Genomic DNA, 24,004 nt, shown 5'->3' on the forward strand with positions numbered 1-24,004 from the left:
TCGATAGCCCAGACTCCCCCATGTCCTCTGCGTTCGGCACCGAGACGGTGCTCGACGTCCGTCACTGGACGGACGCCTACTTCAGCTTCACCACCACCCGCGACGACGGTTTCCGCTTCGAGAACGGCCAGTTCGTCATGATCGGGCTGGAAGTCGAAGGCAAGCCGCTGTTGCGCGCCTACTCGATCGCCAGTGCGAACTGGGAAGAACAGCTCGAGTTCTTCAGCATCAAGGTGCAGAACGGTCCGCTGACCTCGCGACTGCAGCACATCAAGCCGGGCGACAGCGTGCTGATCGGGCGCAAGCCCACCGGCACACTGCTGATCAGCGACCTGCACCCCGGCCGCAATCTCTATCTGCTGGGCACGGGGACCGGACTGGCGCCGTGGCTGTCGATCATCAAGGACCCGGCGACCTACGAGCGCTTCGACAAAGTCATCCTGACCCATGGCGTGCGCCATGCGGAAGACCTGGCCTATCGCGACTATTTCGAGAAGGAATTGCCGCAGCACGAATTCCTCGGCGAGACCATCCGCGAGAAGCTGCTGTACTACCCTGCCGTCACCCGCGAGGACTTCCCCCACCAGGGCCGCCTGACCGACCTGATGGCCAGCGGCAGGATGATGGAGAGCCTCGGCATCGACGCACTGGATGCGGAGCACGACCGCGCGATGATCTGCGGCAGCCCGCAGATGCTGGCCGATTTCCGCACCCTGCTGGACAGTCGCGGCTTCACCGCCGCACCACGCATCGGCACCGCCGGGCAGTATGTGTTCGAGCGCGCCTTCGTCGAGAAATAGGCGCGAGGCGCGCGCCCGGGCCACGCCCGGCGCGCATCGGGAACAGGCCACGCGGGACGATCGCGCCGTCAGCTGCTACGCTGCCGACACGAGGTCCTGGGGAGGACGAGCCGTGATCCGGAATCTGCTGCTGGCCATGCTCTTGGCCGCTGTCCCGCATGTGCACGCCGCCGATGCCGTCCGGCAGCCTGGCGTGGGCGACGTGCCGCCCCCCATCACACTGAAGGATCGCGAGGGCAATCCCGTCGATCTGGATGCCCTCAAGGGCAAAGTGGTCGTGGTGACGTTCTGGGCATCGTGGTGCGGCCCCTGCCGGCGCGAGCTGCCGATGCTCGGCCACATGCAGAAGATCGTCGGCCGGGAGCACCTGGAAGTCATCGCCATCAACATGAAGGAACCGCGCAGCGACTACCTCGGCGTCCTTCGTGCCAACAAGGATCTGGACCTGACCTTCGTCCACGACGTCCGCGGCGTGGTGACGGACCGTTACGGCGTGACTGCGCTGCCGAACATGTTCGTCATCGGCCAGGATGGCCTCATCGTGCGCACCCATCGAGGTTACTCGGAGGCCGTGCTGGAATCCTTCTCCCGGGAGTTGCTCGCGCTGCTGCCCGAAGAGGCGCTGCAACGGCGCGTCCCCTCTCAGCCTCCCCCGTAGCGCAGCCAGATCACGGCCGCCGCCTCATCCGCGAACACCTGCGCGTTGAACCCGTGTTCGTTGGCCAGCAGGCCCGCGAATTCCACCTGTGGCAGCTGGTCCGCATGCCGTTCAACGTAGGCGATACGCACGGCCTCCATGCCCTGCCCCTGCATCGCCTGCACGAACTCCAGCAGTTGTCCCGGCGGCGGTGGCTCGCCTTCCATGTCATCCACCACCAGCAGTGCACGTGGCGTCAACCGGCGGATCTCTCCCGCGATGACCTGCCAGTAGGCCAGCGTGGTCTCGAGCGTGCCATTGACGCCGGTCACCCACGCGCGCAATCCGTAGTCGGTGGTGGCGAACTCGATATGGAACAGCCGGTTGTCCACGCCCTCGCCCACTGTTTCAGGCCAATGCAGCGCGGACGTCGCCCGCCAGCGACGCCGGCGCATCGGTCGGCGCATAACGCTTGATCACCTTGCCGTCGCGGCCTACGAGGAACTTGCTGAAATTCCACTTGATCGCACTGATGCCGAGCAGCCCGCTCTTCTCCTGCTTCAGCCACTTCCACAGCGGATGCGCACCCTCGCCGTTGACGTCGATCTTGGCGAACATCGGGAACGTCACGTCGTAATTCAACGAACAGAAGCTGCGGATCTCGGCTTCATCGCCCGGTTCCTGGTGGCCGAACTGGTCGCACGGGAATCCCAGTACCACCAGCCCCTGCGGTCCGAACTCGCGCCACAGCGCCTCCAGGCCGGTGTATTGCGGCGTGAAGCCGCACTTGGAGGCCACATTGACGATCAGCAGGGCCTTGCCCTGGTACTCGGACAGGGAACGCTCCTGGCCATCGAGGTCCTGGGCGGAAAAGTCGTAGGCGGTGGTCATGCGCGCGCTCCGGGAAAGACGCTATCAGACACCGCGCGCGCGCGCAGGGCAAGGCATGCGCCCGGCGGCTGTCCAAGCCTCCGATGATCGGCTAACGTGGCCGCGCACCCGGTCCAGGATGCTGCCCATGCAAGAAGCTGCCGATCCCGCCAGCCACGCCAGCCTCTACATCCATGTCCGCATCCTGCTGGGCATGATCGTCGGCCTAGGCCTGACCCACCTGCTGCGCCACGTCGCGCGTCTGGTGGAGCGACCGAACGCTCACCGCATCCATGGCGTCCACCTTGTCTGGGTCGCCTTCATGTTCGTCTACCTCCTGCACTTCTGGTGGTGGGAATTCAGCCTGTCCCACCAGGCGCACTGGAACTTCAACCTCTACCTGTACGTCACGCTGTACGCGCTGCTGCTGTACCTGCTGTGCGCGCTGGTGTTCCCGGAATCGCTGCCGGAAGGCGGTGGCTACCGCGAGTACTACTACGGGCGACGGCACTGGTTCTTCGGTCTGCTGGCGTTGATGTTCGTCGTCGATATCGGCGACACCCTGATCAAGGGCACGGCCTATGCCCAGCAGCTGGGACCGGAGTACTGGGTGCGCAACACCGTGTATGTCGCCGGCAGCCTGGTGGCCATCGCCACGCGCAACCCGCGCTTCCACGGCACGTTCGCGGTGATGGCACTGCTGTACGAGTTGTCGTGGATCTGGCGGCGTTACGAGATCCTGACGTAGCCCTGTCCTCCTGTAGGAGCGACGTCAGTCGCGACCGTATACCTTGAGGATTCCCAGTCTGCGGTCGCGACTGACGTCGCTCCTACAACAGCTGGGTCAGCGAGCGGATTGCACTTTCAGTGCAGGCGCAAACGGCCTGATCCCCAGCGCTTCGTGGATCTCGGCCGGGTAGTACGCACGCCCGTCCTTGATCACCAGCGCGAGCTTGCGGATGTCGCTGATGTTCTCCGTCGGGTCGCCATCCACAAGTACCAGGTCGGCGCGCTTGCCGGGCGCGATGGAGCCGGCGTCGTCCAGCGTGCGGCTGTACTTCGCGCCGTTCCAGGTCGCCACCTGCAGCACCTGCGAGGGCGTCAGCCCCGCCTGCACATACAGTTCCAGCTCGCGCTGCAGGGTGAAGCCGGGCAGTTCGTCCGTGCCCGCGACCAGCGGGACACCTGCGCGATACATGCGCCCGGTGAAGTCGACCAGCTTGTCGAAGCTGCGCTTGTAGCGGGCGCCGGTGACGTCGTCAGGAATGTTCAGTTCCGCAGCGCGGCGGCCGCGTTGCACGTCCGGCGGGAGGTGATCGGCCACGTCGGCGACGATCGGCGACAACTGGCCCTCGCGCTGGTGCAGGAACTCGAACGTCGCCAGCGTCGGATCGACGACGACCTGCTTCTCCGCCAGTTCGGCGATGAAGTCCTGTACCGGCTTGCTGTCGAAATCCAGCCCGTCGGTCTTGTCGGCGACCAGGTAGAAACGCGCCAGCGTGCGCGTGTCGGTTTCCGGGGTGACGAAGAAGTTCAGCATCACCTGGTTGATGTGCTGGATCTCGTCATAGCCCTGTTCCACCACGTCCTGCGCCCGCATGAAGGCAGGCACGTGGCCGCTGACGCGGATGCCGCGCTGGTGGGCGTAGGCGGCGGTGTCGCGCAGGATCTCTTTCGGGAAGGAATTGTAGATCTTGATCTGCGGGTAACCATGGTCGGCGTACCAGTCGATGGCCTGCTTCGCGCCGGGCAGGTCCTTCACCACGAAGCCGCCCTGCGAGGAATGCGGGCTCTGGCCTTCGATGTAGCCGGCGGGAATCACGCGCGGATGCATCAGCGTGCCGGCCTTCTCCTCGGCCATCAGCTGTTGCAGCGTCGCGTTGTCGTTGCCCATGTCGCGTGCGCTGGTGACGCCCGCCGCCAGGTGCAGGCCGCCTTCCCAGCTGCCGGCGTGCACATGCATGTCGTAAAGCCCCGGCAGCAGCACGCGGTTGCCGGCGTCGACGACCTGTTGCGCCTCCACCGTCACCTGTCCGGCCGGCGACACCGACACGATCCTGCCATCGCGCACGACCACGTCGGAGGAAGCCCCGAGCACGGCCTTTTCGCTGTCGAAGACGCGCGCATTCCGGATGAGCGTAGTACCTGGCAACGGATGCGCCAGGCGCTGCTGCAGTGCCACCAGTGCCTCGCGCTCGGCGATCTTCTGGCGGGCTTCCAGCGTGTCGGCCGTGCCCTGCCAACCGTCTTCGATGAGCTGCAGGAAGCCCGGATAGATGTAAGCGAACAAGCGCGGCTCGGCATCACGCGTTACCCATACGAAGCTCGGCGTGAAGCCGATGCCGGTCAGCGCCAGCAGGTCGACCGTGCGCGATTGCGTGCCAGTGCGGATGTCCATCGACGCGAGCTTGCGTTGCGTCAGCGTGCCGCTGGGAACCAGCGGCAACTTGCCATCCGCCTGCCTGGCCAGCGCCGCCAGCGCCACCGATGTCGTGGCGGGCGTGCCACCGAGTGGCGTGTACAGCGCCGTGCCGGTGAAGGTATGCGTGCCTGCGTCGGAGGTGCTCTTCCATTGGCCACGATCGCCGTCACGGGTGAACGTCTCGTCCACCGGCGCACCGAACGTGGATACGCCTTTCACCTGGTAACGCTCGAATGTACCGTCGGCCGAGAGCCGGTACTCTTCCTTCAGCTCCGGCCCGCGCCCGTTGTCCTTGAAGATGAAGTCCACCCGGGTGACGCCGTCATTCCCGACCGTCACGGTCTGTTCCCCGGCCTTCTTGCCGCCATCGACCAGCGCGATGTACTTCAGGGTCTCGGCGGCCAGCGCCGACGGGGCCAGCAGCAGCGCACAGCAGAACGCAAGGACAGGCTTCACAGGACTCTCCGGCAAGGGACGCACGATGCGATTCTCCCGCAGATTGAGGCCCCGCCGGGTCCGTCGCCCATGCCTTTCGTCATGGGTCCGGTCCGCCCCCCTGGGTTACCCTTGGGAATCCACTCTGTCAGGACGTTGCGCTACATGACCACCCGCCTCGCCATCGCGCTCGCCGCGACCCTCGGACTCGCCATGCCCGCCTACAGCCAAGCCGCCACCCCGGCCACCCAGACCGCCCAGGTCGCCAATCCCTTCTTCGCCGAAAGCCCGCTGCCGCTGCATTACCCGCAGTTCGACAAGATCAAGGACAGCGACTTCGCCCCCGCCTTCGACGCCGGCATGGCCGAGCAGCTGAAGGAGATGGACGCCATCGCCAACGACCCGGCCGCGCCCACCTTCGAGAACACCATCATCGCGATGGAGAAATCCGGCCAGGTGCTGGACCGCGCCACCACCGTGTTCTTCAACCTGGTGGGCACCGACACCAACGATGCGCGCAACAAGCTGCGCGCCGATTACTCGGCGAAGTTCGCCGCGCATGGCGACGCCATCAGCCTGAATCCGAAGCTGTTCGCCCGCATCAAGGCGCTGTTCGACAAGCGCAACGACCTGGGCCTGGACGCGCAGGGCGTGCGCCTGATCGAGCGCTACCACACCAGCTTCGTGCGCTCCGGCGCCAACCTCAACGAAGCCGACAAGGCGACGCTGAAGAAAATGAACGGTGAACTGGCGTCGCTGGGCACCACCTTCAGCGACAACGTGCTGAAGGAAGTCAACGCCTCGGCCGTCGTCGTTGACGACGTGAAGCAACTCGACGGCCTGACCGATGGCCAGATCGCCACCGCTGCCGAAGCCGCCAAGAAGCGTGGCCTCGAAGGCAAGTACGTCCTGACCCTGCTCAACACCACGGGCCAGCCGCCGGAGTCGCAGCTGACCAACCGCGCCCTGCGCCAGCGCCTGCACGAAGCCTCCGTCGTGCGCGGCAGCCGTGGTGGCGAGTTCGATACCACCGCGCTGGTCTCGCGCATCATGAAGCTGCGCGCCGACCGCGCGAAACTGCTGGGCTACCCCAATCACGCCGCGTACGGCCTGGAAGACCAGACCGCGCGCACGCCGGAAGCCGTCAACGCGATGCTCGGCAAGCTGGCGCCGGCCGCCGTGGCCAACGCCAAGCGCGAGGCCGCCGACCTGCAGGCGATGATCGACCAGGAGCAGAAGGCCAAGGGCCAGCCGACCTTCGCGCTTGAGCCGTGGGACTGGGCGTTCTACACCGAGAAGGTACGCGCGGCGAAGTACAACTTCGACGAGTCGCAGCTCAAGCCGTACTTCGAGATGAAGAACGTGCTGGAAAACGGCGTGTTCTACGCCGCGACGCAGCTGTACGGCCTGACGTTCAAGGAACGCACCGACCTGCCGAAGTACCACGCCGACACCTGGACCTACGACGTGTTCAACGCCGACGGTTCGCAGCTGGCGATCTTCATCTTCGACCCGTATGCGCGCGACTCCAAGCGCGGCGGCGCGTGGATGAACTCGTACGTGTCGCAGTCCGGCCTGACCGGCGACAAGCCGGTGGTCGCCAACCACCTGAACGTACCGAAGCCGCCGGCCGGCGAGCCCACGCTGATGACGTGGGATGAAGTCACCACCACGTTCCACGAGTTCGGGCATGCGCTGCACGGCATGTTCTCCGACGTGAAGTACCCGTACTTCAGCGGTACCAGCGTGCCGCGCGACTTCGTGGAATACCCGTCGCAGGTCAACGAGATGTGGGCCGACTGGCCGTCGATCCTGGCCAACTACGCCAAGCACCACAAGACCGGCGAGGCGATGCCGCAGGCACTGCTGGACAAGGTGATTGCTGCGTCCAAGTTCAACCAGGGCTTCGCCACGACCGAGTACCTGGGCGCCGCCATGCTGGACCAGCGCTGGCACCAGATCACTGCCGACCAGGTGCCGGATGCCGCGGGCGTGATGAAGTTCGAAGCCGCCGCGCTGACCGCCGACGGAATCAACTACAAGCCGGTGCCGCCGCGCTACAAGACCCCGTACTTCAGCCACATCATGGGCGGCTACTCGGCCGGCTACTACGCCTACATCTGGTCGGAAGTGCTGGACGCCAACAGCGTGGAATGGTTCAAGAACAACGGCGGCCTGAAGCGCGAGAACGGCGACCACTTCCGCAAGACGCTGCTGTCGCAGGGCGGCAGCCAGGATGCGATGAAGCTGTTCCGCGACTTCGCCGGCCACGATCCCAGGATCGAGCCCTTGCTGGAGAAGCGCGGCCTGACGGCACCCGCCAGCGCTGCGCCGGCGGCCAAGCAGGTCAAGTAAGCGGACCTGCCAGGTTGCATGATGTTTCCCACGCCACCTTCGGGTGGCGTGGTGCTTTCAGGGGGCTGGAATCCACGGGTGACGCGCAGGGTTTTCCACAATGCGTGTGGATGGAACCTGCACGAAACTGTGGATAACCCTCTGGCCGCCTTGTGCGGCGGACATGTCAAGACGGGTGGCGAAAATTTCGCCACTCCGCACTGCCGAACATCGGATGTGCCCTGGCGCACCATCACGGCGCCCTCGATGCCTTGAGGTTGATCGAGAGCGTGGCACGCCAGGGCGCACCCTACGTTTCGCGGATGGGATCAGGCGTCGAAGGCCTTGCCCAGTGCCGCGTAGGCCTGACGCTGCTCATCGGTCTCCGCACGCGGCGCCGTGATCTCCAGTTCCACGATCTGGTCACCGGGTGGCGTGCCGGGCAGGCCGCGCCCGCGCAGGCGCAGCTTGCGGCCGGAATCCGAGTCCGCCGGGATCTTCAGGTCCACTGCGCCACCCAGCGTGGGGACACTGACGGTTGCGCCGAGCGCCGCTTGCCAGGGCGTCAACGACAGCACATGGATGATGTTGCGGCCGTCCACCTCGAACTGCGGATGTGGCGCGTACTCCACTTCCAGCAGCAGGTTTCCACCTTGCGTACCCTGCCCGGCCAGCCGGATCACCTGCCCCGGCTTCACCCCTGTCGGCACGCGGACATCGAGCTGCCGTCCGTTGACGTTCACCCGCACGCTGCCGCCGTCATGCACCGCCTGCAACGGCACCGACAGCTTCGCGCGCGAATCCCGCATCGGCTGCGGTCCGCGCGACTGCGCCTGCTCCGCGCGGGCGCGCCTGCCGAACAACCCCTCGAAGAAATCACTGAACCCGCCAGTGCCCCCGCCCGCACCACCGAAGATCTCCTCGTAATCGAAGTCCTGCGATCCCGGCCCGCCGCGCCCGAAATCAGGCGGCGGGCGGAACTCCTCTCCGGGCCGATAGCCGCGCGCGCGCAGCTGGTCGTAGGCTGCCCGCTTCTGCGGGTCGCGCAGCGCTTCGTAAGCCTCGTTGACGGCCTTGAACTGATCCTCGGCGCCGGACTCCTTGCTGACGTCCGGGTGGTACTTGCGGGCCAGACGACGGTACGCCGTCTTGATCTCGGCGTCGCCGGCCGTGGGCTCGACGCCCAGTACCGCGTAATAGTCCTTGAACTGCATGGAATCTCCGCACGATCACGCGGAATGCCATCCACCATGGCGGGGAGGCATCCGGAAAAAAGAAAAGGCCCGCGACGCGGGCGCCACGGGCCGATTCTATCGCTCCGCCCGCTGCCCCGCCGTGTCGACCGGCGGGGCCCCGGCACGGCTTACTGCACCTGGATGCGGCGTGGCGTGGTTTCAGGCTTCTTGGGGATGTCGATCTGCAGGACGCCATGCCTGCCGGTGGCGGTGATGCCGTCGGCGTTGGCGCTGTCCGGCAGCGAGAAGCGGCGGTAGAAGGTGCCGTGGACGCGTTCCATGCGGGAATAGCGCGCCCCCTCTTCCTTCTCCGACACCCGTTCGCCCCGCAAGGTCAGGATGCCCTTGTCCATGTGGATCTCGATGTCCTTGGGATCCACGCCCGGAATGTCGGCCAGGATCACGAAACGGTCGTTGTCCTCGCGGATGTCCACGCGCGGCGCCCACTGGCTGGTCACCACGTTGGACTGGTCGGCGTCGGCCTCGCCCAGGAAACGGTCGAAGACCTGCTTGATCTCGTCCTGCAGGCCGCGGGCATTGCCCCAAGGGTTGTACTGCACGATGCTCATGTCGGTAGCTCCTCTGGAAGTGGCGCCGGTCCTGCCGGGCGCCGATGCCCCGGAAATAGGCGCTTGCCAGGTCATTTCAAGACCGTCACGGCCACACCACACCGACACGCTAAACTGCATTCAGTTTCCCTCCACACAAGGCATTTCCATGAGCATCCAGGTTGGCGAGCGCATTCCCGAAGTAACTCTCAAGCGGATCCGCGAGGGCGTGGAGACGGTCGACACCGTCACCCTGTTCGATGGCCGCAAGGCCGTGCTGTTCGCTGTCCCCGGCGCCTTCACCCCGACCTGCTCGGAGAAGCACCTGCCCAGCTACGTGCAGCACTTCGACGATTTCCGCAGCCGCGGCATCGAGGTCTTCTGCGTGTCGGTCAACGATCCCTTCGTCATGCAGGCCTGGGGCAAGACCCAGCACGTGCCGGATGGCCTGCAGATGCTCGCCGACGGCAATGCCGACCTGGCCAAGGCACTGGGCCTGGAGATGGACGCCAGCGCCTACGGCATGGGCATCCGCGCCAAGCGCTTCGCACTGTATGTGGAAGACGGCGTGGTGAAGAACGTGTTCGTGGAAGCGCCCGGCGAGTACAAGGTCTCCGGCGCGGAGCATGTGCTGGAACACATCGGCTGACGGATGCCCTGACACCAGTGCAGGAGGGGCTTCAGCCCCTCCTGCAGGCATCGCAGTCACCTCAGTACGTTGAACCGAACCCTTGCCCACGCGCCGCTGTCGGCCAGTGCGGTGAGCTGGTGCTCCCCCGTCTCGGTGAAATCCTGCTGGAACGCCTGTGTACCGTGCGTTTCCGCGATCCAGCGACCGTCGAGCAGCCACTGCACGCGGGTATCCGTGCCCAGTGCGCGCAACTGCAACCGGACGCCATGTTGACTGCCGGGAGCACGGGCCAGCGTGGCGAGGTCATTGAGGCCGTCGATGCGCAGTTCCTCGGCGGCATCACGGCCGTCGGGCTGGCAATCGGGCGACAGCGACGGCAGCCGTGAAGCGATCCGCTCGCGTGCAGGCAGCCAGGGCGAAGCCAACGCGGGCCAGCGTGCGATCTCCGTGCTTCTTGCTTCATGTGCACGGGCACATTCACTCGACAGCCGGAGACCGGTGCGCGCGTCCACCTCGAAACGTTCGCGGCCTGCATTCCACAGGCGAGCATCGCGTTCGGCGAATGTCGGCGGCACGTTTCCGCCCAGCGTCCATGCAGCGCGCTTGCGCTGGCACAGCTGCGGTGACTCCGCTTCCGCCCGGGTGCCCAGCGGCCAGCAGATCGCCTGTTCCGCCACGTCGGCAGGTGGCGGCATCGGACCCGCATCGCCCTGCGCACGCGGCAGGCTGTCGATCACTTCGAACATCAACGGGAGCGCGGTGACCGCGCCGTACTGGCCAGGCAGCGGCGTGCCGTCGGGCCTGCCCACCCACACCCCGACGGTATGGCGACGGGTGCTGCCGAGCGCCCACGCATCGCGGAAGCCATAGCTGGTGCCGGTTTTCCACGCTACGCGCGGGCGGTTCGCGGTGTCGAGCACGCCACTGCCGTAACCGGGACGCGGATGCGCCTCCAGTACTTCGCGAATGATCCATGCCGCGCCGGGCGACAGCAGGCGCCGATCGGAGGCTGGGTCCTCTGCGGTGTAACGCACGCGGCCCGACAGTCCGCCACGGTTCAATCCTGCGTATGCGCCCACCAGATCCTCCAGGCGCGCACCCGTGCCGCCGAGGATCAGCGACAGGTTGGGCTGCGCACCACGCGGATAGCGCAGCACGAGACCATTGTTCGCCAGACGCGCTGAGAAACGCGCCGGTCCGACGCGGTCCAGCAGGTCCACTGCGGGCACGTTGAGCGACAGGCGCAGCGCATCAGCGGCACTGACGGGTCCATTGAAGGCCGCGTCGAAGTTGCCGGGCCGGTAGCCACCGAAGGACTGCGGCGCGTCGATCAGCAGGCTCTCGGAATGGATCAGTCCGTCGTCCAACGCCAGGCCGTACAGGAACGGCTTGAGTGTCGAACCAGGCGAACGCCATGCCTGCACCATGTCGACATGTCCCAGCCGTTCGCGGTCACCGAACGCCACCGAGCCCACATAGGCGCGCGCTTCCATCGTGGCGTTGTCGATCACCAGCAGCGCCGCGGATGTCCGTGCAGGCAGCGTGGAGAAGTAGCTCTGTACGCGCTCTTCCAGTGTGCGCTGCAGGCCGGCATCCAAGGTGGACGTGATACGCGATGCTCGCGGTTGCTGGCGGCGCAGACGTTCGGCCAGTAGTGCGGCGCTCAACGGCGCCTGCAGGCTACGGGCGACGACGGGCTCGACACGCGCATCATCGACCTCGGCCTTCGACCAGACGCCGAGATCGGCCATGCGCTGCAGCACCTTGTCGCGTGCCACCCGTGCCGCCTCAGGATGGCGATCCGGGCGCAGCCGGCTGGGCGACTGCGGCAGCACCGCGAGCAGCGCCGCCTCGGCATGCGAAAGCCGTGCTGCAGGCTTGCCGAGATAGGCCCAGCTCGCCGCATCCACGCCTTCGATGGTGCCGCCGAACGGCGCGCGCTCCAGGTAGAGCGTCAGGATCTCGCACTTGGACAGGTGCGCTTCCAGCTGTAGCGCGCGCAGCATCTGCTTGGCTTTGCCCCATGGCGTGCGCGAATGCCGGTCCAGCATGCGCGCGACCTGCATGGTCAGCGTGGAGCCGCCGGAGACCACGCGTCCATGCCTGACGAACTGGCCTGCCGCGCGCACCAGGGCCCACGGATTGATGCCGGGATGCCTCCAGAACCAACGGTCTTCGTAGTTCAGCAGCGCCTGCAGGTAGAGCGGCGATACCGTGTCGGGTGATGCGGGATAGCGCCAGACGCCGTCGCGGTCCGCGAAGGCGCGCAGCGGCGTGCCGTCGCGTGCGACCACCAGCGTGCTGGTGTCACGGGTCTTTGGCAGCGGCGGTGGGAATGCAAGATCCGCCACCAGCAGCGCGACGAGCAGGACCACCGTCGACCATCGCAGGCAGGACAACCAGCGTCGTTTCCGACCTTCGTCATTCCAGCGCATGCTGGAATCCATTTCGCTTCTGATCCGCTGTGTCATTGACCGTAGATGGCTGAAAATCAAGATGGATCCCGGCGTTCGCCGGGATGACGTCCGGGAAACTTCTCGCCAACTCCAACCCCGTCATTCCAGCACACGCTGGAATCCATTCTGCTTTTGATCCGCTGTGTCATTGGCCGTAGATGGCTGAAGATCAAGATGGATCCCGGCGTTCGCCGGGATGACGGCCGGACGAACTCCCGCTCGATCCACATCGTCATTCCAGCGCATGCTGGAATCCTATTGGGTCCCGGTCCGCAGCGTCATTGACCGGAAACGGCTGAAGACCAGGAGGAATCCCGGCTCGCGCCGGGATGACGAAAGAAGACCGACCTTGCTACGGCTGCACCACCGTGATCGTCGCCGGCGACGCCTTGCCGACACCGCGGATGTCCGGACGGTACATGTCCTCCACCAGCGAGGGCGGCACGGTGTACGTGCCCGGCGTCACCGCGCGCACCAGATAGAACACCTTGGCGGTGTCGCCGCGATCCAGTTTCAGTGCGGCCACGTAGCGGTCGTCGCGGAACTCCTCGTGCTTCACGTCGGCCGCGCCACCACGGTCGCTGATCGAGATGCCATCCACCACCACTTCGGCCCATTGCTTGGCATCGCCGAGGTTGAAGTTCTCGATCTCCAGCCCCGCCGGCAGCAGGTCGGTGAACAATGCATCCGGCATGGCGACATTGGCGGTGATGCCGACGCGCACGATCAAGGCTTCGCCCTCCTTCAGCGTGCCGCCTTTCCATTCCTTTCCATCGGTCGTGTAGTAGCGACGCTCGATGCCGATCTGGCGGTTGTCCGGCGCTGGCGCACTGCGCGGGATGCCGGCCACGTCGAGCGATGCGTACAGCGGCGGCGAACCCTCGGGTACGAAACGCACGCCGCGCGCCAGCGCGGCATGGTCCACGCTGCGCCCGAACAGGCGCACGGGCGCCACCGCCTGCGCATCGCCGCCGATGCTCCATTGGCCCGAGACCAGTTTCTTCTGGTCGACCATCAACGCCTTGCCCAGCCTTGCCAGCGCCACCTGCTCCTGGGTACTCAACCACAGCCAGCCACTGTTGCGGCGCGCGTCCAGTTCGCGTCCCAGCGAGATGGCGCGACGGTCGAACTCCGGCTTGGCCAGCTTGCGCTCGTGTACCAGCGCGATCATCAAGGCGTCGTCGCGCAGTTTCGTCCCGTAGTCGCCCAGGTATTCCGGGCGGTCGCCCGTCTTGGCGAACCCTTCGGTGATCGCCTTGGCGCCACGGTTCTTGTCGCCCTGCAGCGACAACGCGATACCCAGGTGCACCAGCGGCAGGCCGGTCAGGCTCTTGCCGCGCTCGTTGTCGTACAACGCACGCAGCGTACCCAGCGGCGCCCGGTTCACGCGTGCCAGCACGTAACCTGCATAGGCCTGGTTGGCGAACTTGAGGTGATCGCGCCGGTCGTAGCCGTAGAACTGCGCGCCGCCGGCCAGCAGGTCTTCGTTGAGGCGCGCCAGCGCCTTCTGCAGCACCGCATCCGGGACCGCGAAGCCGCCTTCGCGCGCATCCAGCAGGAACTCGGCGATGTAGGGCGTCAGGCCCGGGTTGACGTAGTCGTCGTCGCCCCACATCGAGAAGTGGCCGTTCGCCACCTGCATCGACGCCAACCGCCCGAAGGCGCCCTCCATGCGCTCGCGGCGCTTCTTCGCCTCCAGCCCATCGATGCCCAACAGCCTGGCCGTCGCATCATCCAGTTCCAGCGCGGCGTAGCCCTTGCTGGTGGTCTGCTCGGCGCAGCCGTACGGATACTCCAGTGCGCCCTTCAACGCACTGGCGAACGGAATCGGGGGCAGCGCACTGACTGTCATGCGCGCGGTGACCGAACCGGGCATCAGTCCATCCGCGAAGCCCGCGCCCATTTCCACCGGCCCCAGGCTGTCCAGCACCTGCGTGCGCGAGCGCAGCACCGCCGGCCAGCCGGCACGCACGGGCACGTCGTAGCGGCGGTCGACCTTGAAGCCATTGCCTTCCACGCGCACGCGCACCTGCGCCGTGGTGTAGCCCTCACCCGCGGTGATCGGGAACGTCAGGGTGCGCTTGGCATCAACCGGAAGATCGGCCGTCCTGCTGCCCTCGCCGATGGCGAGCGGCCCTTCATTGCTCACCAGCACCTTGAAGGCGCCCGTCCTGCCGGTGAAGTTCTGCACGTCCAGCGTCACCGTGCTCCTGTCGCCAGGCGCCAGCACGCGCGGCAGGCTGGCTTCGGCCACGATGGGCGCGCGCACCACGGTCTCGCGATCGCGGTTGCCGTAGCGCGTGTCCGAGTAGACCAGCGCCGACACGCGCAGCGTGCCGTTGAAGTCCGGCACCTTCAGCGCGATGCGTGCATTGCCCTTGCCGTCCAGCTTTACCGGACCGGAGAACAGGTCCACGGTCTGCACGCGCGAGGTCGGCCGCTTGGCCTGCGGCAAGGCCGCCAATGCCATGTCGCCACCGAAGCGCATCTTCGCACTGCCGCCTTCGAAGCTCTCGATCACGCGGCCGTAGATGTCGTAGGCATCGACACCAAACCGGCGCTGGGCGAAGAACTGCGCGTTCGCGTCGGGCACGGGGAAGCGGGTGATGTTGAGGATGCCGACATCCACCGCCGACACGGTGACGTGCGCGGCCTGTCCCGCGAGCTCGGGAACACTGACCGTTACCGGCAGGTTCTGCTCGGGGCGCATCTGTTTCGGCACCGACAACCCGACGGCGACGCGACGCTCGCGGCGGTCCATCGGCACGTGGGCCACGCCCACGGCGCGCGCCGGCGTGATCTTGCTGGGTGCCGACCCTCCGCGGAAGACCAGCGCGGTGATGTAGACGTCATGCCGCTCCCAGTCCTTGGTCACCGGGATGGAGAACGTGCTGCCCGGCTTGGCGTCGATCGCCTGCACGTACAGCATGCGGTCGCTCTCCACCATCAGCAGGCCCTTGCCCGCGTGCGGCGGGGTGATGGTGACCTGCAGCGTATCGCCGACTTTGTAACCGGTCTTGTCCAGCGCCAGCTTGACCTTGTCGGGGCGCGCATCCAGGCCGCGGTTCTGGTCGTCCCAGCTCCAGCCGGCACGGAACGGATAGCGCGTGGTCAGGCCGGTGGCCGGATCGAACACATCCAGCCGGTACTCGCCCCATTCCACCGGAAAATCGATCTTCGACGCGCCCGCGCCCACGTCCAGCGTGCGCGTGTCCTTGTTCTCGAACCGACGGGTGAAGTCGTAGTCCCAGCCGCCATCCTCGTCGTAGTTCCAGTGGTAGTCGCGCAGCTCGCGAACCAACGTCGCCTTCAGGCCCTTGCCGGGCTGCGGTTTGCCGGCGGCATCCACGCGCACCAGTTCGAATCCGGCGTTGGCGTTGGCATCGGCACCGTCCTTGTCGTCGAACAGTGGGCGGATGCCGACCAGTGCGTTGGCCGGCCACAGCACGCGCTTGAGCGTGCGGTTCACCGTGCGACCACCGGTCTCGTACACGCTGCCCGATACGATGGCGGCGATGGTGCTGCGCGGCTTGGCCTCCGCCGGTAATGCGATGTCTTCTTGCACCACGCCGCTCTCGGGCAGCGTGGTATCGATGACGTCCTTGGCCTCCTTCGGCAGTTCCAGCGTCGGGTCGCCAAAGAAGTAACCGGGCAATTGCTCCAGCGGGTGCTGTTCCACCGCCACCGCCAGCTTGGCGGTGAAACGGTTGCCGCTGGCTGGCGCCCCGTACAGGTAGGCGGCCGTCGCCTTCAGCTTGAACGGCTCTCCCGGCTTCAGCACGGACTGCGCGGTGTCCAGGTCCAGCTTCATGCGCTCGGGCAGGAACTCCTCGATGCGCAGCGTCATGCCCTGCACGGCTTCCTTGCTGGCCGGGTCGGTACGGAACTCCACCTGCCAGCGCCCGGTCGGCGCTTCCACCGGGATCACCTGTTCGAAGTTGAAGTAGCCCTGCGCGCCTGGCTGCAAGCGCGTCTCGCGGAACACCTTGCCGTCCGGCTGCTTCAGGCGCAGGAACACGGATTGTCCGCCGCCCTGCTTCGGTGCAGGCACGGGCTTGCCGTCGTTGTCGCGCAGCAGCGCGGAGATCCGCACCGTTTCACCGGGGCGGTACAGGTCGCGCCCGGACCACGCGAACACGTCGAACCACGCCTGTTCGCGACCGGCGACGGCGAACTCCGACAGGTCGAGCGCCGGCTGGTTGAACGGCAGCATCGACACGTCCTTGCCGCGCGTGGCGACCAGCACGTGTCCGGCGTCCAGCGTGTAGTTCAGCAGCGCATTGCCATTGCCGTCGGTCTTGCCAGCCAGGATGCTTTCGCCGCGCGCATCCAGCACCTTCAATTCGACGCTGCCGGTGGCGGTGCCGTCCTGCAGCGACGCAGTGTGGACGAACAGCTTGTCCTTGTAGGCGCGCGTATGCAGGCCGATGTCGCTGACGGTGAAGAAGGCGGTCTCGAACTCGCCCGCGAACTTGCCGGTACGCTTCATCACCGCGAAGTAGAGGCCCGGATCCTGCAGTTCGCGGATGTCCTGGATCGGCAGGTAGGTCAGCACGCGCTCGTTGGGCTTGCCGCCCAGCACGAAGCGGTTGAGATAGACCGGTTCGGCCAGCTGGCCCAGCGGCGTGCTGTCGCCGTAGTCGCTGTCCAGGTCCCAGCTGCCACGGCGACCGCCGCGCTGGTACTCGGCGAAGAACTTGGGCAGCTGCTTCTCGCTGACCCGGAGGAACTCCACGTCCACTTCCGGGACATTGATCGACACCACCGGCAAGCCGCGACTCTCGCGCGCCGGCAACACGCTGCCCTGCGAGGCGAAGCCCACCGCCGGGTCGAGTTCACCGGTATGCACCTTGCGCGTGTCGTCCTTGCCAAGTCGCGTACCGTCCGCAGCGGAAAGACCCGCTTTCAGCGTGACCTCGTAGTCCTTCGCGGCTTCCACCGAGGGGAAGCGCAGGACGAGGCCCTTGTCGTCCAGCACCCAGCTGCCCTTGACGGCCGCGCCGTTGGCGTCCTTCACCACCAGCAGCGTGTCGAAATCCTGCGAGCTCACCAGCGGCCGGCTGAACTCCAGCGCGATGGCCAGGTCACCGTCATGCTGGTCTGGATACGCGCCGACCAGCGCGAAGCCTTCCACCTTCTCGGCCTTCGCCTTGATGGGTTCGCCACTGATGTCGGGAAGTTGCCCGGTCTCGTTGCGCTTGCAGCCGGCCAACGCCGCTGCCGCCAGCAAGACAACAAAAAACGCGCGCACCCAGTGGCCGCGCGCGTTCGTCCAGTTCCGATAGAGCGATCCCATGTGCCATTCCCTGCCTTGGTCGTACAGGCAGTATAGAACGCGGGAATGGAGACGGCGGGGTCAATGCCGCGCGTCTCCATGACTCACCGCCGGATCATGCTTCCGGCGGCGCCTCGGTGGCGTCCGGCGCGGCAGGTGTGATGCCGACGCCGTCGATGACCTCATCCTCGTCGAGCGAGGCATCCAGGCGTTCCACCGCCTGCAACGTCTCGCCATCGGACAGGCGGATCAGGGTAACGCCCTGGGTATTGCGTCCGACCTGCGAGATTTCCGCCGCACGCGTACGCACCAGCGTGCCGCCATCGGAGATCAGCAGGACTTCGTGGTGGTCGGACAGCTGGATGGCACCGACCAGGCGGCCGTTGCGCTCGGTGGTCTTCAGCGCAATCACGCCGCGGGTACCACGCCCCTTGCGCGGGTAGTCGGCCACCGGGGTGCGCTTGCCATAGCCGCGCTCGCTGGCGGTCAGGATATCGCCTTCGCCATCGACCACGACCAGGCTGACGACCTCGGAGCCGGCCTCGGGCAACGCAGGCACGCCATCGGCATCGCCCGCCTCTCCTTCGTCCTGCTCACCCTCGATTTCGGCATCGACGCCCGCGGCAAGGCGCATGCCACGCACGCCGGTCGCAGTGCGGCCCATCGCGCGGACCAGCGACTCGGAGAAGCGCACGGCACGGCCGTTGGACGCGAACAGCATCACGTCGCGCTCGCCGTCGGTCAGGGCCACGCCGACCAGCGCGTCCCCTTCGTCGAGGTTGATCGCGATCTTGCCGCGCGCCAGCTTGAAGGCGAATTCCGTCAACGGGGTCTTCTTGACCGTGCCGTTCCTGGTGGCGAAGAAGACGTAGCGGCCTTCTTCGTAGGCACGCACCGGCACCACCGCCTGCACCTTCTCGCCTGCTTCCAGCGGGATCCAGTTGATGATCGGACGGCCACGCGCGTTGGAGCCGGCTTCCGGCAACTGGTACACCGGCAGCCAGAACACCTTGCCGCTGCTGGTGAAGGTCAGCAACGTGTCGTGCGTATTGACCAGCCACAGCTGGTCGATGAAATCCTCTTCCTTGGTCGCCGCCGCGCTGCGGCCACGGCCGCCACGCTTCTGCGCGCGATAGGCACTGGCCGGCTGGCGCTTGGCGTAACCCGCATGCGACAGCGTGACCACCATGTCTTCCGGCGCGATCAGGTCGAGGATGTCCAGGTCTTCTTCGCTGTGGCGGATCTCGCTGCGGCGCTCGTCGCCGAACTCGGCCTTGACGTTCAGCAGTTCGTCGCGGATCACCTGCAGCAGCACGTCCGGGTTTTCCAGGATGCGGATCAGGCCGGCGATGACCTCCAGCAACTGCCGGTATTCCTCGGTCAGCTTTTCCTGCTCCAGGCCGGTCAGGCGGTGCAGGCGCATTTCCAGGATCTGCGTGGCCTGCGCCTCGCTGAGCTGGTAGCGGCCGTCGACGAAACCGATCGCGGCCGGCAGGTCTTCCGGACGCGAGGCTTCGGCGCCGGTGGCTGCCAGCAGCGCACCGACCAGGCCCGGCTCCCAGGTCTTGGCCAGCATGCGCTCGCGCGCTTCCTGCGGATTGGCCGACGTCTTGATCAGCTCGATCATCTCGTCGATGTTGGCGAGCGCGACCGTCAGGCCTTCCAGGATGTGGGCGCGGTTGCGCGCCTTGCGCAGTTCGAAGATGGTCCGACGGGTCACCACTTCGCGACGGTGGCGCACGAACGCTTCCAGCATCTGCTTCAGATTGAGCAGCTGCGGGCGGCCATCGACCAGCGCGACCATGTTGATGCCGAACACCGATTCCATCGGCGTCTGCAGGTACAGGTTGTTGAGGACGACCTCGGCGGATTCGCCGCGCTTGACCTCGATGTAGATGCGCATGCCGTCCTTGTCGGACTCGTCGCGCAGCTCGCTGATGCCTTCGAGCTTCTTTTCCTTCACCAGCTCGGCGATCTTCTCGATCAGCCGTGCCTTGTTCACCTGGTACGGGATCTCGGTAACGATGATCGACTCGCGGCCGTTGTCGTCGTTGACCTCGATATCGGCCTTGGCGCGCATGCGCACGCGGCCACGGCCGGTGCGGTAGCCGGCGATGATGCCGGCGGTGCCATTGATGATGCCGCCGGTGGGGAAATCCGGGCCGGGGATGTACTGCATCAGGCCGTCGACATCCAGTTCCGGATTGTCGATCAGCGCGATCAGGCCGTTGACCACTTCCGACAGGTTGTGCGGCGGGATGTTGGTCGCCATGCCCACCGCGATACCGGCCGAGCCATTGACCAGCAGGTTCGGGAAGCGCGTCGGCAGGACCGTCGGCTCCTGTTCCTTCTCGTCGTAGTTGGGCTGGAAATCGACGGTTTCCTTGTCGATGTCGGCCAGCAGCTCATGGGTGAGCTTGGCCATGCGGGCTTCGGTGTAACGCATGGCGGCCGCGGAGTCGCCGTCGACCGAACCGAAGTTGCCCTGGCCATCGACCAGCATGTAGCGCAGCGAGAACGGTTGCGCCATGCGCACCAGCGTGTCGTAGACCGACTGGTCGCCGTGCGGGTGGTACTTGCCGATCACGTCGCCGACGATACGGGCGGACTTCACGTGCGGCTTGTTGGCGTGGTTGCCCAGTTCGTTCATCGCGAACAGGACGCGCCGGTGGACAGGCTTGAGACCGTCGCGGACATCCGGAAGCGCGCGCCCCACGATCACGCTCATCGCGTAATCGAGATAGCTGCGTCGCATCTCGTCTTCGAGGTTGACGGGGATGATTTCCTTGGCGGTATCGGCCATTCGGGTTCCGTGTTTCTTTGGTTGTCTCGGGCCCGAATCCGGGCCCACACCTTCCCGGCCGGGACAAGTCCGGCGGGGCAGGATCGGGCGGGGATTCCGGCAGGTTCTGCAGCCTGCGGAGTGTATCACAGACACCCCATCCAGCGGACCGTTTCACCCAGAGAAACAAGCACTTATGGCTGCACCTGCCGGCGCGCGGGAGCACCGGGGCGACGACTGCCCGGACCGTGGCGGACCGGAAACGGAAAAGCCCGGCCAAGGCCGGGCTTTTCCGATGGAACTGGTGGGCGGTACAAGTTTCGAACTTGTGACCCCTGCCGTGTGAAAGCAGTGCTCTACCGCTGAGCTAACCGCCCGAAATCATCGGGGCGCGAATGATAAGCGCGGACCGGGCGCCCGGTCAACGCGCCCGCCTTCAGCGATCCTTGGTATCGCACAGCGCACTGACCCGCCTGGGCGGCGCGAAGGCGTCGCTGCGCGCCTCCGGCCAGAAATCGCGGAACACCGCATGGGACGGCACGCGGCCCAGCAGTTCGCCCGGCTCCAGGAAGCGGTACAGCGCCGCCAGCGACCGCACTTCGATCGGCGACACCCGCCGCAGGATGTGCTCCGGCCCCAGCTGCTGGGGATGCTCCAGCCCCGCCGCGCACAGCATGTCGCGCAGCGCCTTCAAGGTATTGTCGTGGAACTGCTGCACGCGCACCGACTTGTCGCCCACGTCCAGGTGCTTCCAGCGCGCGGGATCCTGGGTGGCCACGCCGGTCGGACAGCGATCGTTGTGGCAGCTCTGCGACTGGATGCAGCCCAGCGCGAACATGAAGCCGCGCGCGGCGTTGCACCAGTCCGCACCCATCGCCATGGTGCGGGCGATGTCGAAGGCACTGATGATCTTGCCTGCCGCGCCGATCCGGATGCGGTCACGCAGATTCAGCCCGACCAGCGTGTTGTGCACCAGCAGCAGCGCCTCGTGCATCGGCACGCCAACGTGGTCGATGAACTCCGCGGGGGCCGCGCCGGTACCGCCTTCCGCACCGTCCACGACGATGAAATCCGGGAGCAGCCCGGTCTCGTGCATGGCCTTGGCGATGCCGAACCATTCCCACGGGTGGCCGATCGCCAGCTTGAAACCCGTCGGCTTGCCGCCCGAAAGTTCGCGCAGGCGGGCGACGAACTGCAGCAGCTCGACCGGCGTGGAGAACGCGGAGTGCTTCGCTGGCGAGACGCAGTCGTGCCCCATCGGCACCCCGCGTGTCGCAGAGATCTCCGCGCTGACCTTGGCCGCCGGCAACACGCCACCGTGACCCGGCTTGGCGCCCTGGGACAGCTTCAGCTCGATCATCTTCACCTGCGGCGAATGCGCGTTCTCGATGAAGCGCGCCTCGCTGAAGCGCCCCTGCTCGTCGCGGCAACCGAAGTAGCCCGAGCCGATTTCCCACACCAGGTCCCCGCCCTTCTCGCGGTGATAGGGCGAGATCGAACCTTCGCCAGTGTCGTGGTAGAAATTGCCGCGTCGCGCGCCTTCGTTCAGCGCGCGCACGGCATTGGCCGACAACGAACCGAAACTCAACGCCGAAATATTGAACACGCTGGCCGAATACGGCTGCGCGGTGCCGGCGCCGATCACCACGCGGAAGTCGTGGGAATCCACGTGCGCCGGCGCCATCGAATGATTGATCCATTCATAGTCGACGCCGTAGACGTCCTGCTGGCTGCCGAACGGCACCACGTCACTGACACCTTTCGCGCGCTGGTAGACCAGTGCGCGCTGCTGGCGCGAGAACGGCACTTCCGCCGTGTCGCCCTCGATGAAGTACTGGCGGATCTCGGGACCGACCGATTCCAGCCCGTAACGGAAGTGCGCCAGCACCGGATAGTTGCGCCGCAGCGTGCTGCGCGTCTGCAGGACGTCCCACGTGCCCAGCAGTGCCAGCGCACCGAACACCGCGACACCCCACCACGCTCCCGGCCACATCGACGCGAACGCCAGTGAAGCGGCAGCCAGCAACACGCAGACAGCAAAGGCGAGGTAACGCTGCATCCGGCAGTCTCCCGTGGGCCAGCCACGATTCTATGCCATGCCCTGCGACCGCATGCCGCAGCCACCGCGCAGGGTTGATCCGGATCAATGCCGGCCGAAACGCACGGTGCGACGTTGGCGCCACCACAACCGGGGAGAACACGACATGCATCCGATCCTGCGCGAGATCCTGATGGAGCCGGTGGGCTGGCTGGCCATCGGCGGCAGCATCATCATGGTGGGCATCAGCGTCTTCGTGGCGCTGTTCGTGCGCCGCAAGGTGCGCGAGGAAGAGAAGAAGCGGCAGCGCTGAGGCAACAGCGGCGCGATGGTGCCCGGAGCCGGAATCGAACCGGCATGGCCTCGCGGCCGGCGGATTTTAAGTCCGATGCGTCTACCAGTTTCGCCATCCGGGCATGCGGATAGCCTGCCTCAGTCACGCCGCATTGGAAAGCGCCCGAATGTGCCGATGGACAGACCGGAAAAGAAGAAGCCCCGCATGCGGGGCTTCTTCCGTGCTCACCAGGGAGCGTATATGGAGCGGGAAAAGGGACTCGAACCCTCGACCCCGACCTTGGCAAGGTCGTGCTCTACCAACTGAGCTATTCCCGCGTTGGGAGATCGTGGCGATCTCCGGATTTGGAGGCCTGGGTCGGAATTGAACCGGCGTACGCGGATTTGCAGTCCGCTGCATAACCACTCTGCCACCAGGCCGGTGGCGACCGCACCAGACTGGCGCAATCACGACGCCTTTTCAAGCGTCCTGCAACACAAAGCCCCGCGAACGGGGCTTTGGGAACCATCCTTCTCAGGACGAAATCTGGAGCGGGAAAAGGGACTCGAACCCTCGACCCCGACCTTGGCAAGGTCGTGCTCTACCAACTGAGCTATTCCCGCGTCGAGAAGGTCGAAATTGTAGCGTCTTGTTTCGGCATGTCAACACTCTTTTCCTCGCCGTCGCGCAGGATGGGCCACGCCGCGAGCAGGTACTGGATGCCCGACCACAGTGTCAGCAGGGCCGCAATGGCGAGCAACCAGTCGCCCAGCAGGAACACCCAGCGGCCCATCCAGATGTCGCCCAGCACCTGCTTGCCGGGGGTGGACGCATACAGCAGGCAGGACAGCGCCACCATCTGCACGATGGTCTTGATCTTGCCGAGGGCAGCCACCTTCACCGTGGCGCGCTGGCCGAGTTCGGCCATCCATTCACGCAACGCGGACACCGCGATCTCGCGACCGACGATGACGGCAGCCCAGATGGCCATCCACATGGTCGGATTGTCCTGCACGATCAGGAACAGCGACACCGCCACCATCAGCTTGTCGGCCACCGGATCGAGGAACGCGCCGAAGGCCGAGTACAGGTGGTAGCGGCGCGCGATCCAGCCATCCAGCCAGTCGGTGACCGCCGCCAGGACGAAGATGAACGCAGCCGCGAAGTTGGTCCACGAATACGGTAGGTAGAACACCAGCACCAGCACCGGGATCAGCACGATCCGCAGCAACGTGAGCCAGGTGGGGACGGTCAACTTCATCGCAGG

General features: G+C 66.1%; 17 protein-coding genes and 5 tRNA genes. 6 read left to right on the forward strand and 16 right to left on the reverse strand.

Translation table 11 applies throughout. The annotated features are described in order from the left end of the window. The first annotated feature begins 20 nt into the window (after positions 1-20). Together ACIPRS_RS17475 and ACIPRS_RS17480 are read left to right on the forward strand one after the other, a co-directional pair. The gene (locus ACIPRS_RS17475; RefSeq protein WP_446539461.1) at positions 21-800 is read left to right on the forward strand and encodes a ferredoxin--NADP reductase; all 780 of its coding nucleotides are present in this window, start codon (positions 21-23) and stop codon (positions 798-800) included. A gap of 112 nt (positions 801-912) precedes the next feature. After that, positions 913-1,458 carry a TlpA disulfide reductase family protein gene (locus ACIPRS_RS17480; protein ID WP_337732184.1) on the forward strand — a complete coding sequence of 182 codons (546 nt, stop codon included), beginning with the start codon at positions 913-915 and terminating at the stop codon, positions 1,456-1,458. Here the strand turns inward: ACIPRS_RS17480 and ACIPRS_RS17485 are convergent. Together ACIPRS_RS17485 and ACIPRS_RS17490 are read right to left on the reverse strand one after the other, a co-directional pair. Further along, positions 1,443-1,892 (reverse strand): hypothetical protein, encoded by a 450-nt coding sequence (locus ACIPRS_RS17485; RefSeq protein WP_446539481.1) that lies wholly within the window; start codon positions 1,890-1,892, stop codon positions 1,443-1,445. The two genes, ACIPRS_RS17480 and ACIPRS_RS17485, sit on opposite strands and share 16 nt — an antisense overlap. Further along, entirely contained in the window at positions 1,846-2,328 is a 483-nt protein-coding gene (locus ACIPRS_RS17490; protein ID WP_446539462.1) for a glutathione peroxidase, read from the reverse strand. The genes ACIPRS_RS17485 and ACIPRS_RS17490 overlap by 47 nt, the downstream gene beginning before the upstream one ends. A gap of 127 nt (positions 2,329-2,455) precedes the next feature. Between ACIPRS_RS17490 and ACIPRS_RS17495 the strand changes: the two genes are divergently transcribed. After that, positions 2,456-3,055, forward strand: coding sequence for a hypothetical protein (locus ACIPRS_RS17495; RefSeq protein ID WP_446539463.1), 600 nt, complete (start codon positions 2,456-2,458; stop codon positions 3,053-3,055). A 96-nt stretch (positions 3,056-3,151) separates the two neighbouring features. On the opposite strand, the gene ACIPRS_RS17500 is transcribed toward ACIPRS_RS17495, so the two are convergent. After that, complete coding sequence (locus ACIPRS_RS17500) at positions 3,152-5,185, reverse strand: amidohydrolase family protein (protein ID WP_446539464.1); 2,034 nt, start codon at positions 5,183-5,185, stop codon at positions 3,152-3,154. A 144-nt stretch (positions 5,186-5,329) separates the two neighbouring features. Here ACIPRS_RS17500 and ACIPRS_RS17505 point away from each other — a divergent pair, with 144 nt between their 5' ends. Further along, positions 5,330-7,519, forward strand: coding sequence for a M3 family metallopeptidase (locus ACIPRS_RS17505; RefSeq protein WP_446539465.1), 2,190 nt, complete (start codon positions 5,330-5,332; stop codon positions 7,517-7,519). Between the two features lie 308 nt (positions 7,520-7,827). Here the strand turns inward: ACIPRS_RS17505 and ACIPRS_RS17510 are convergent, their stop codons facing one another. Continuing rightward, the gene (locus ACIPRS_RS17510; RefSeq protein WP_337732190.1) at positions 7,828-8,712 is read right to left on the reverse strand and encodes a DnaJ C-terminal domain-containing protein; all 885 of its coding nucleotides are present in this window, start codon (positions 8,710-8,712) and stop codon (positions 7,828-7,830) included. A gap of 149 nt (positions 8,713-8,861) precedes the next feature. Next, a complete protein-coding gene (locus ACIPRS_RS17515) occupies positions 8,862-9,302 on the reverse strand; it encodes an Hsp20/alpha crystallin family protein (RefSeq protein ID WP_142125015.1) in 441 nt (146 codons plus the stop codon). Between the two features lie 148 nt (positions 9,303-9,450). Here ACIPRS_RS17515 and ACIPRS_RS17520 point away from each other — a divergent pair, with 148 nt between their 5' ends. Continuing rightward, the gene (locus tag ACIPRS_RS17520; RefSeq protein WP_192202753.1) at positions 9,451-9,930 is read left to right on the forward strand and encodes a peroxiredoxin; all 480 of its coding nucleotides are present in this window, start codon (positions 9,451-9,453) and stop codon (positions 9,928-9,930) included. Between the two features lie 56 nt (positions 9,931-9,986). Here the strand turns inward: ACIPRS_RS17520 and pbpC are convergent, their stop codons facing one another. The 6 genes from pbpC to ACIPRS_RS17550 all read right to left on the reverse strand — a co-directional run bounded on the left by pbpC (position 9,987) and on the right by ACIPRS_RS17550 (position 22,484). Next, on the reverse strand, positions 9,987-12,347 hold the full coding sequence (pbpC, locus tag ACIPRS_RS17525; RefSeq protein ID WP_446539466.1) for a penicillin-binding protein 1C: 2,361 nt from the start codon (positions 12,345-12,347) through the stop codon (positions 9,987-9,989). Between the two features lie 120 nt (positions 12,348-12,467). Then, positions 12,468-12,614, reverse strand: coding sequence for a hypothetical protein (locus tag ACIPRS_RS17530; protein ID WP_446539467.1), 147 nt, complete (start codon positions 12,612-12,614; stop codon positions 12,468-12,470). Positions 12,615-12,720: 106 nt separating this feature from the next. Next, positions 12,721-17,664 carry an alpha-2-macroglobulin family protein gene (locus ACIPRS_RS17535; RefSeq protein WP_446539468.1) on the reverse strand — a complete coding sequence of 1,648 codons (4,944 nt, stop codon included), beginning with the start codon at positions 17,662-17,664 and terminating at the stop codon, positions 12,721-12,723. A 94-nt stretch (positions 17,665-17,758) separates the two neighbouring features. Beyond that, a complete protein-coding gene (gyrA, locus tag ACIPRS_RS17540) occupies positions 17,759-20,446 on the reverse strand; it encodes a DNA gyrase subunit A (protein WP_446539469.1) in 2,688 nt (895 codons plus the stop codon). Between the two features lie 281 nt (positions 20,447-20,727). Beyond that, a tRNA-Val gene (locus tag ACIPRS_RS17545) sits at positions 20,728-20,802 on the reverse strand. A 59-nt stretch (positions 20,803-20,861) separates the two neighbouring features. After that, complete coding sequence (locus tag ACIPRS_RS17550) at positions 20,862-22,484, reverse strand: FMN-binding glutamate synthase family protein (protein ID WP_446539470.1); 1,623 nt, start codon at positions 22,482-22,484, stop codon at positions 20,862-20,864. A 145-nt stretch (positions 22,485-22,629) separates the two neighbouring features. Between ACIPRS_RS17550 and ACIPRS_RS17555 the strand changes: the two genes are divergently transcribed. Then, positions 22,630-22,776 carry a hypothetical protein gene (locus ACIPRS_RS17555; RefSeq protein WP_192202759.1) on the forward strand — a complete coding sequence of 49 codons (147 nt, stop codon included), beginning with the start codon at positions 22,630-22,632 and terminating at the stop codon, positions 22,774-22,776. A 16-nt stretch (positions 22,777-22,792) separates the two neighbouring features. Here ACIPRS_RS17555 and ACIPRS_RS17560 read toward each other — a convergent pair. The 5 genes from ACIPRS_RS17560 to pgsA form a co-directional block, all read right to left on the reverse strand. Continuing rightward, a tRNA-Leu gene (locus ACIPRS_RS17560) sits at positions 22,793-22,879 on the reverse strand. Positions 22,880-22,999: 120 nt separating this feature from the next. Next, positions 23,000-23,075, reverse strand: a tRNA-Gly gene (locus tag ACIPRS_RS17565). 28 nt (positions 23,076-23,103) lie between these two features. Continuing rightward, positions 23,104-23,177, reverse strand: a tRNA-Cys gene (locus ACIPRS_RS17570). 107 nt (positions 23,178-23,284) lie between these two features. Beyond that, positions 23,285-23,360 (reverse strand) — tRNA-Gly (locus ACIPRS_RS17575). Then, on the reverse strand, positions 23,351-23,998 hold the full coding sequence (gene pgsA, locus ACIPRS_RS17580) for a CDP-diacylglycerol--glycerol-3-phosphate 3-phosphatidyltransferase (RefSeq protein WP_192202760.1): 648 nt from the start codon (positions 23,996-23,998) through the stop codon (positions 23,351-23,353). The genes ACIPRS_RS17575 and pgsA overlap by 10 nt, the downstream gene beginning before the upstream one ends. Between the last annotated feature and the right edge of the window lie 6 nt (positions 23,999-24,004).

This window comes from Pseudoxanthomonas sp. LARHCG66 (assembly GCF_052871755.1).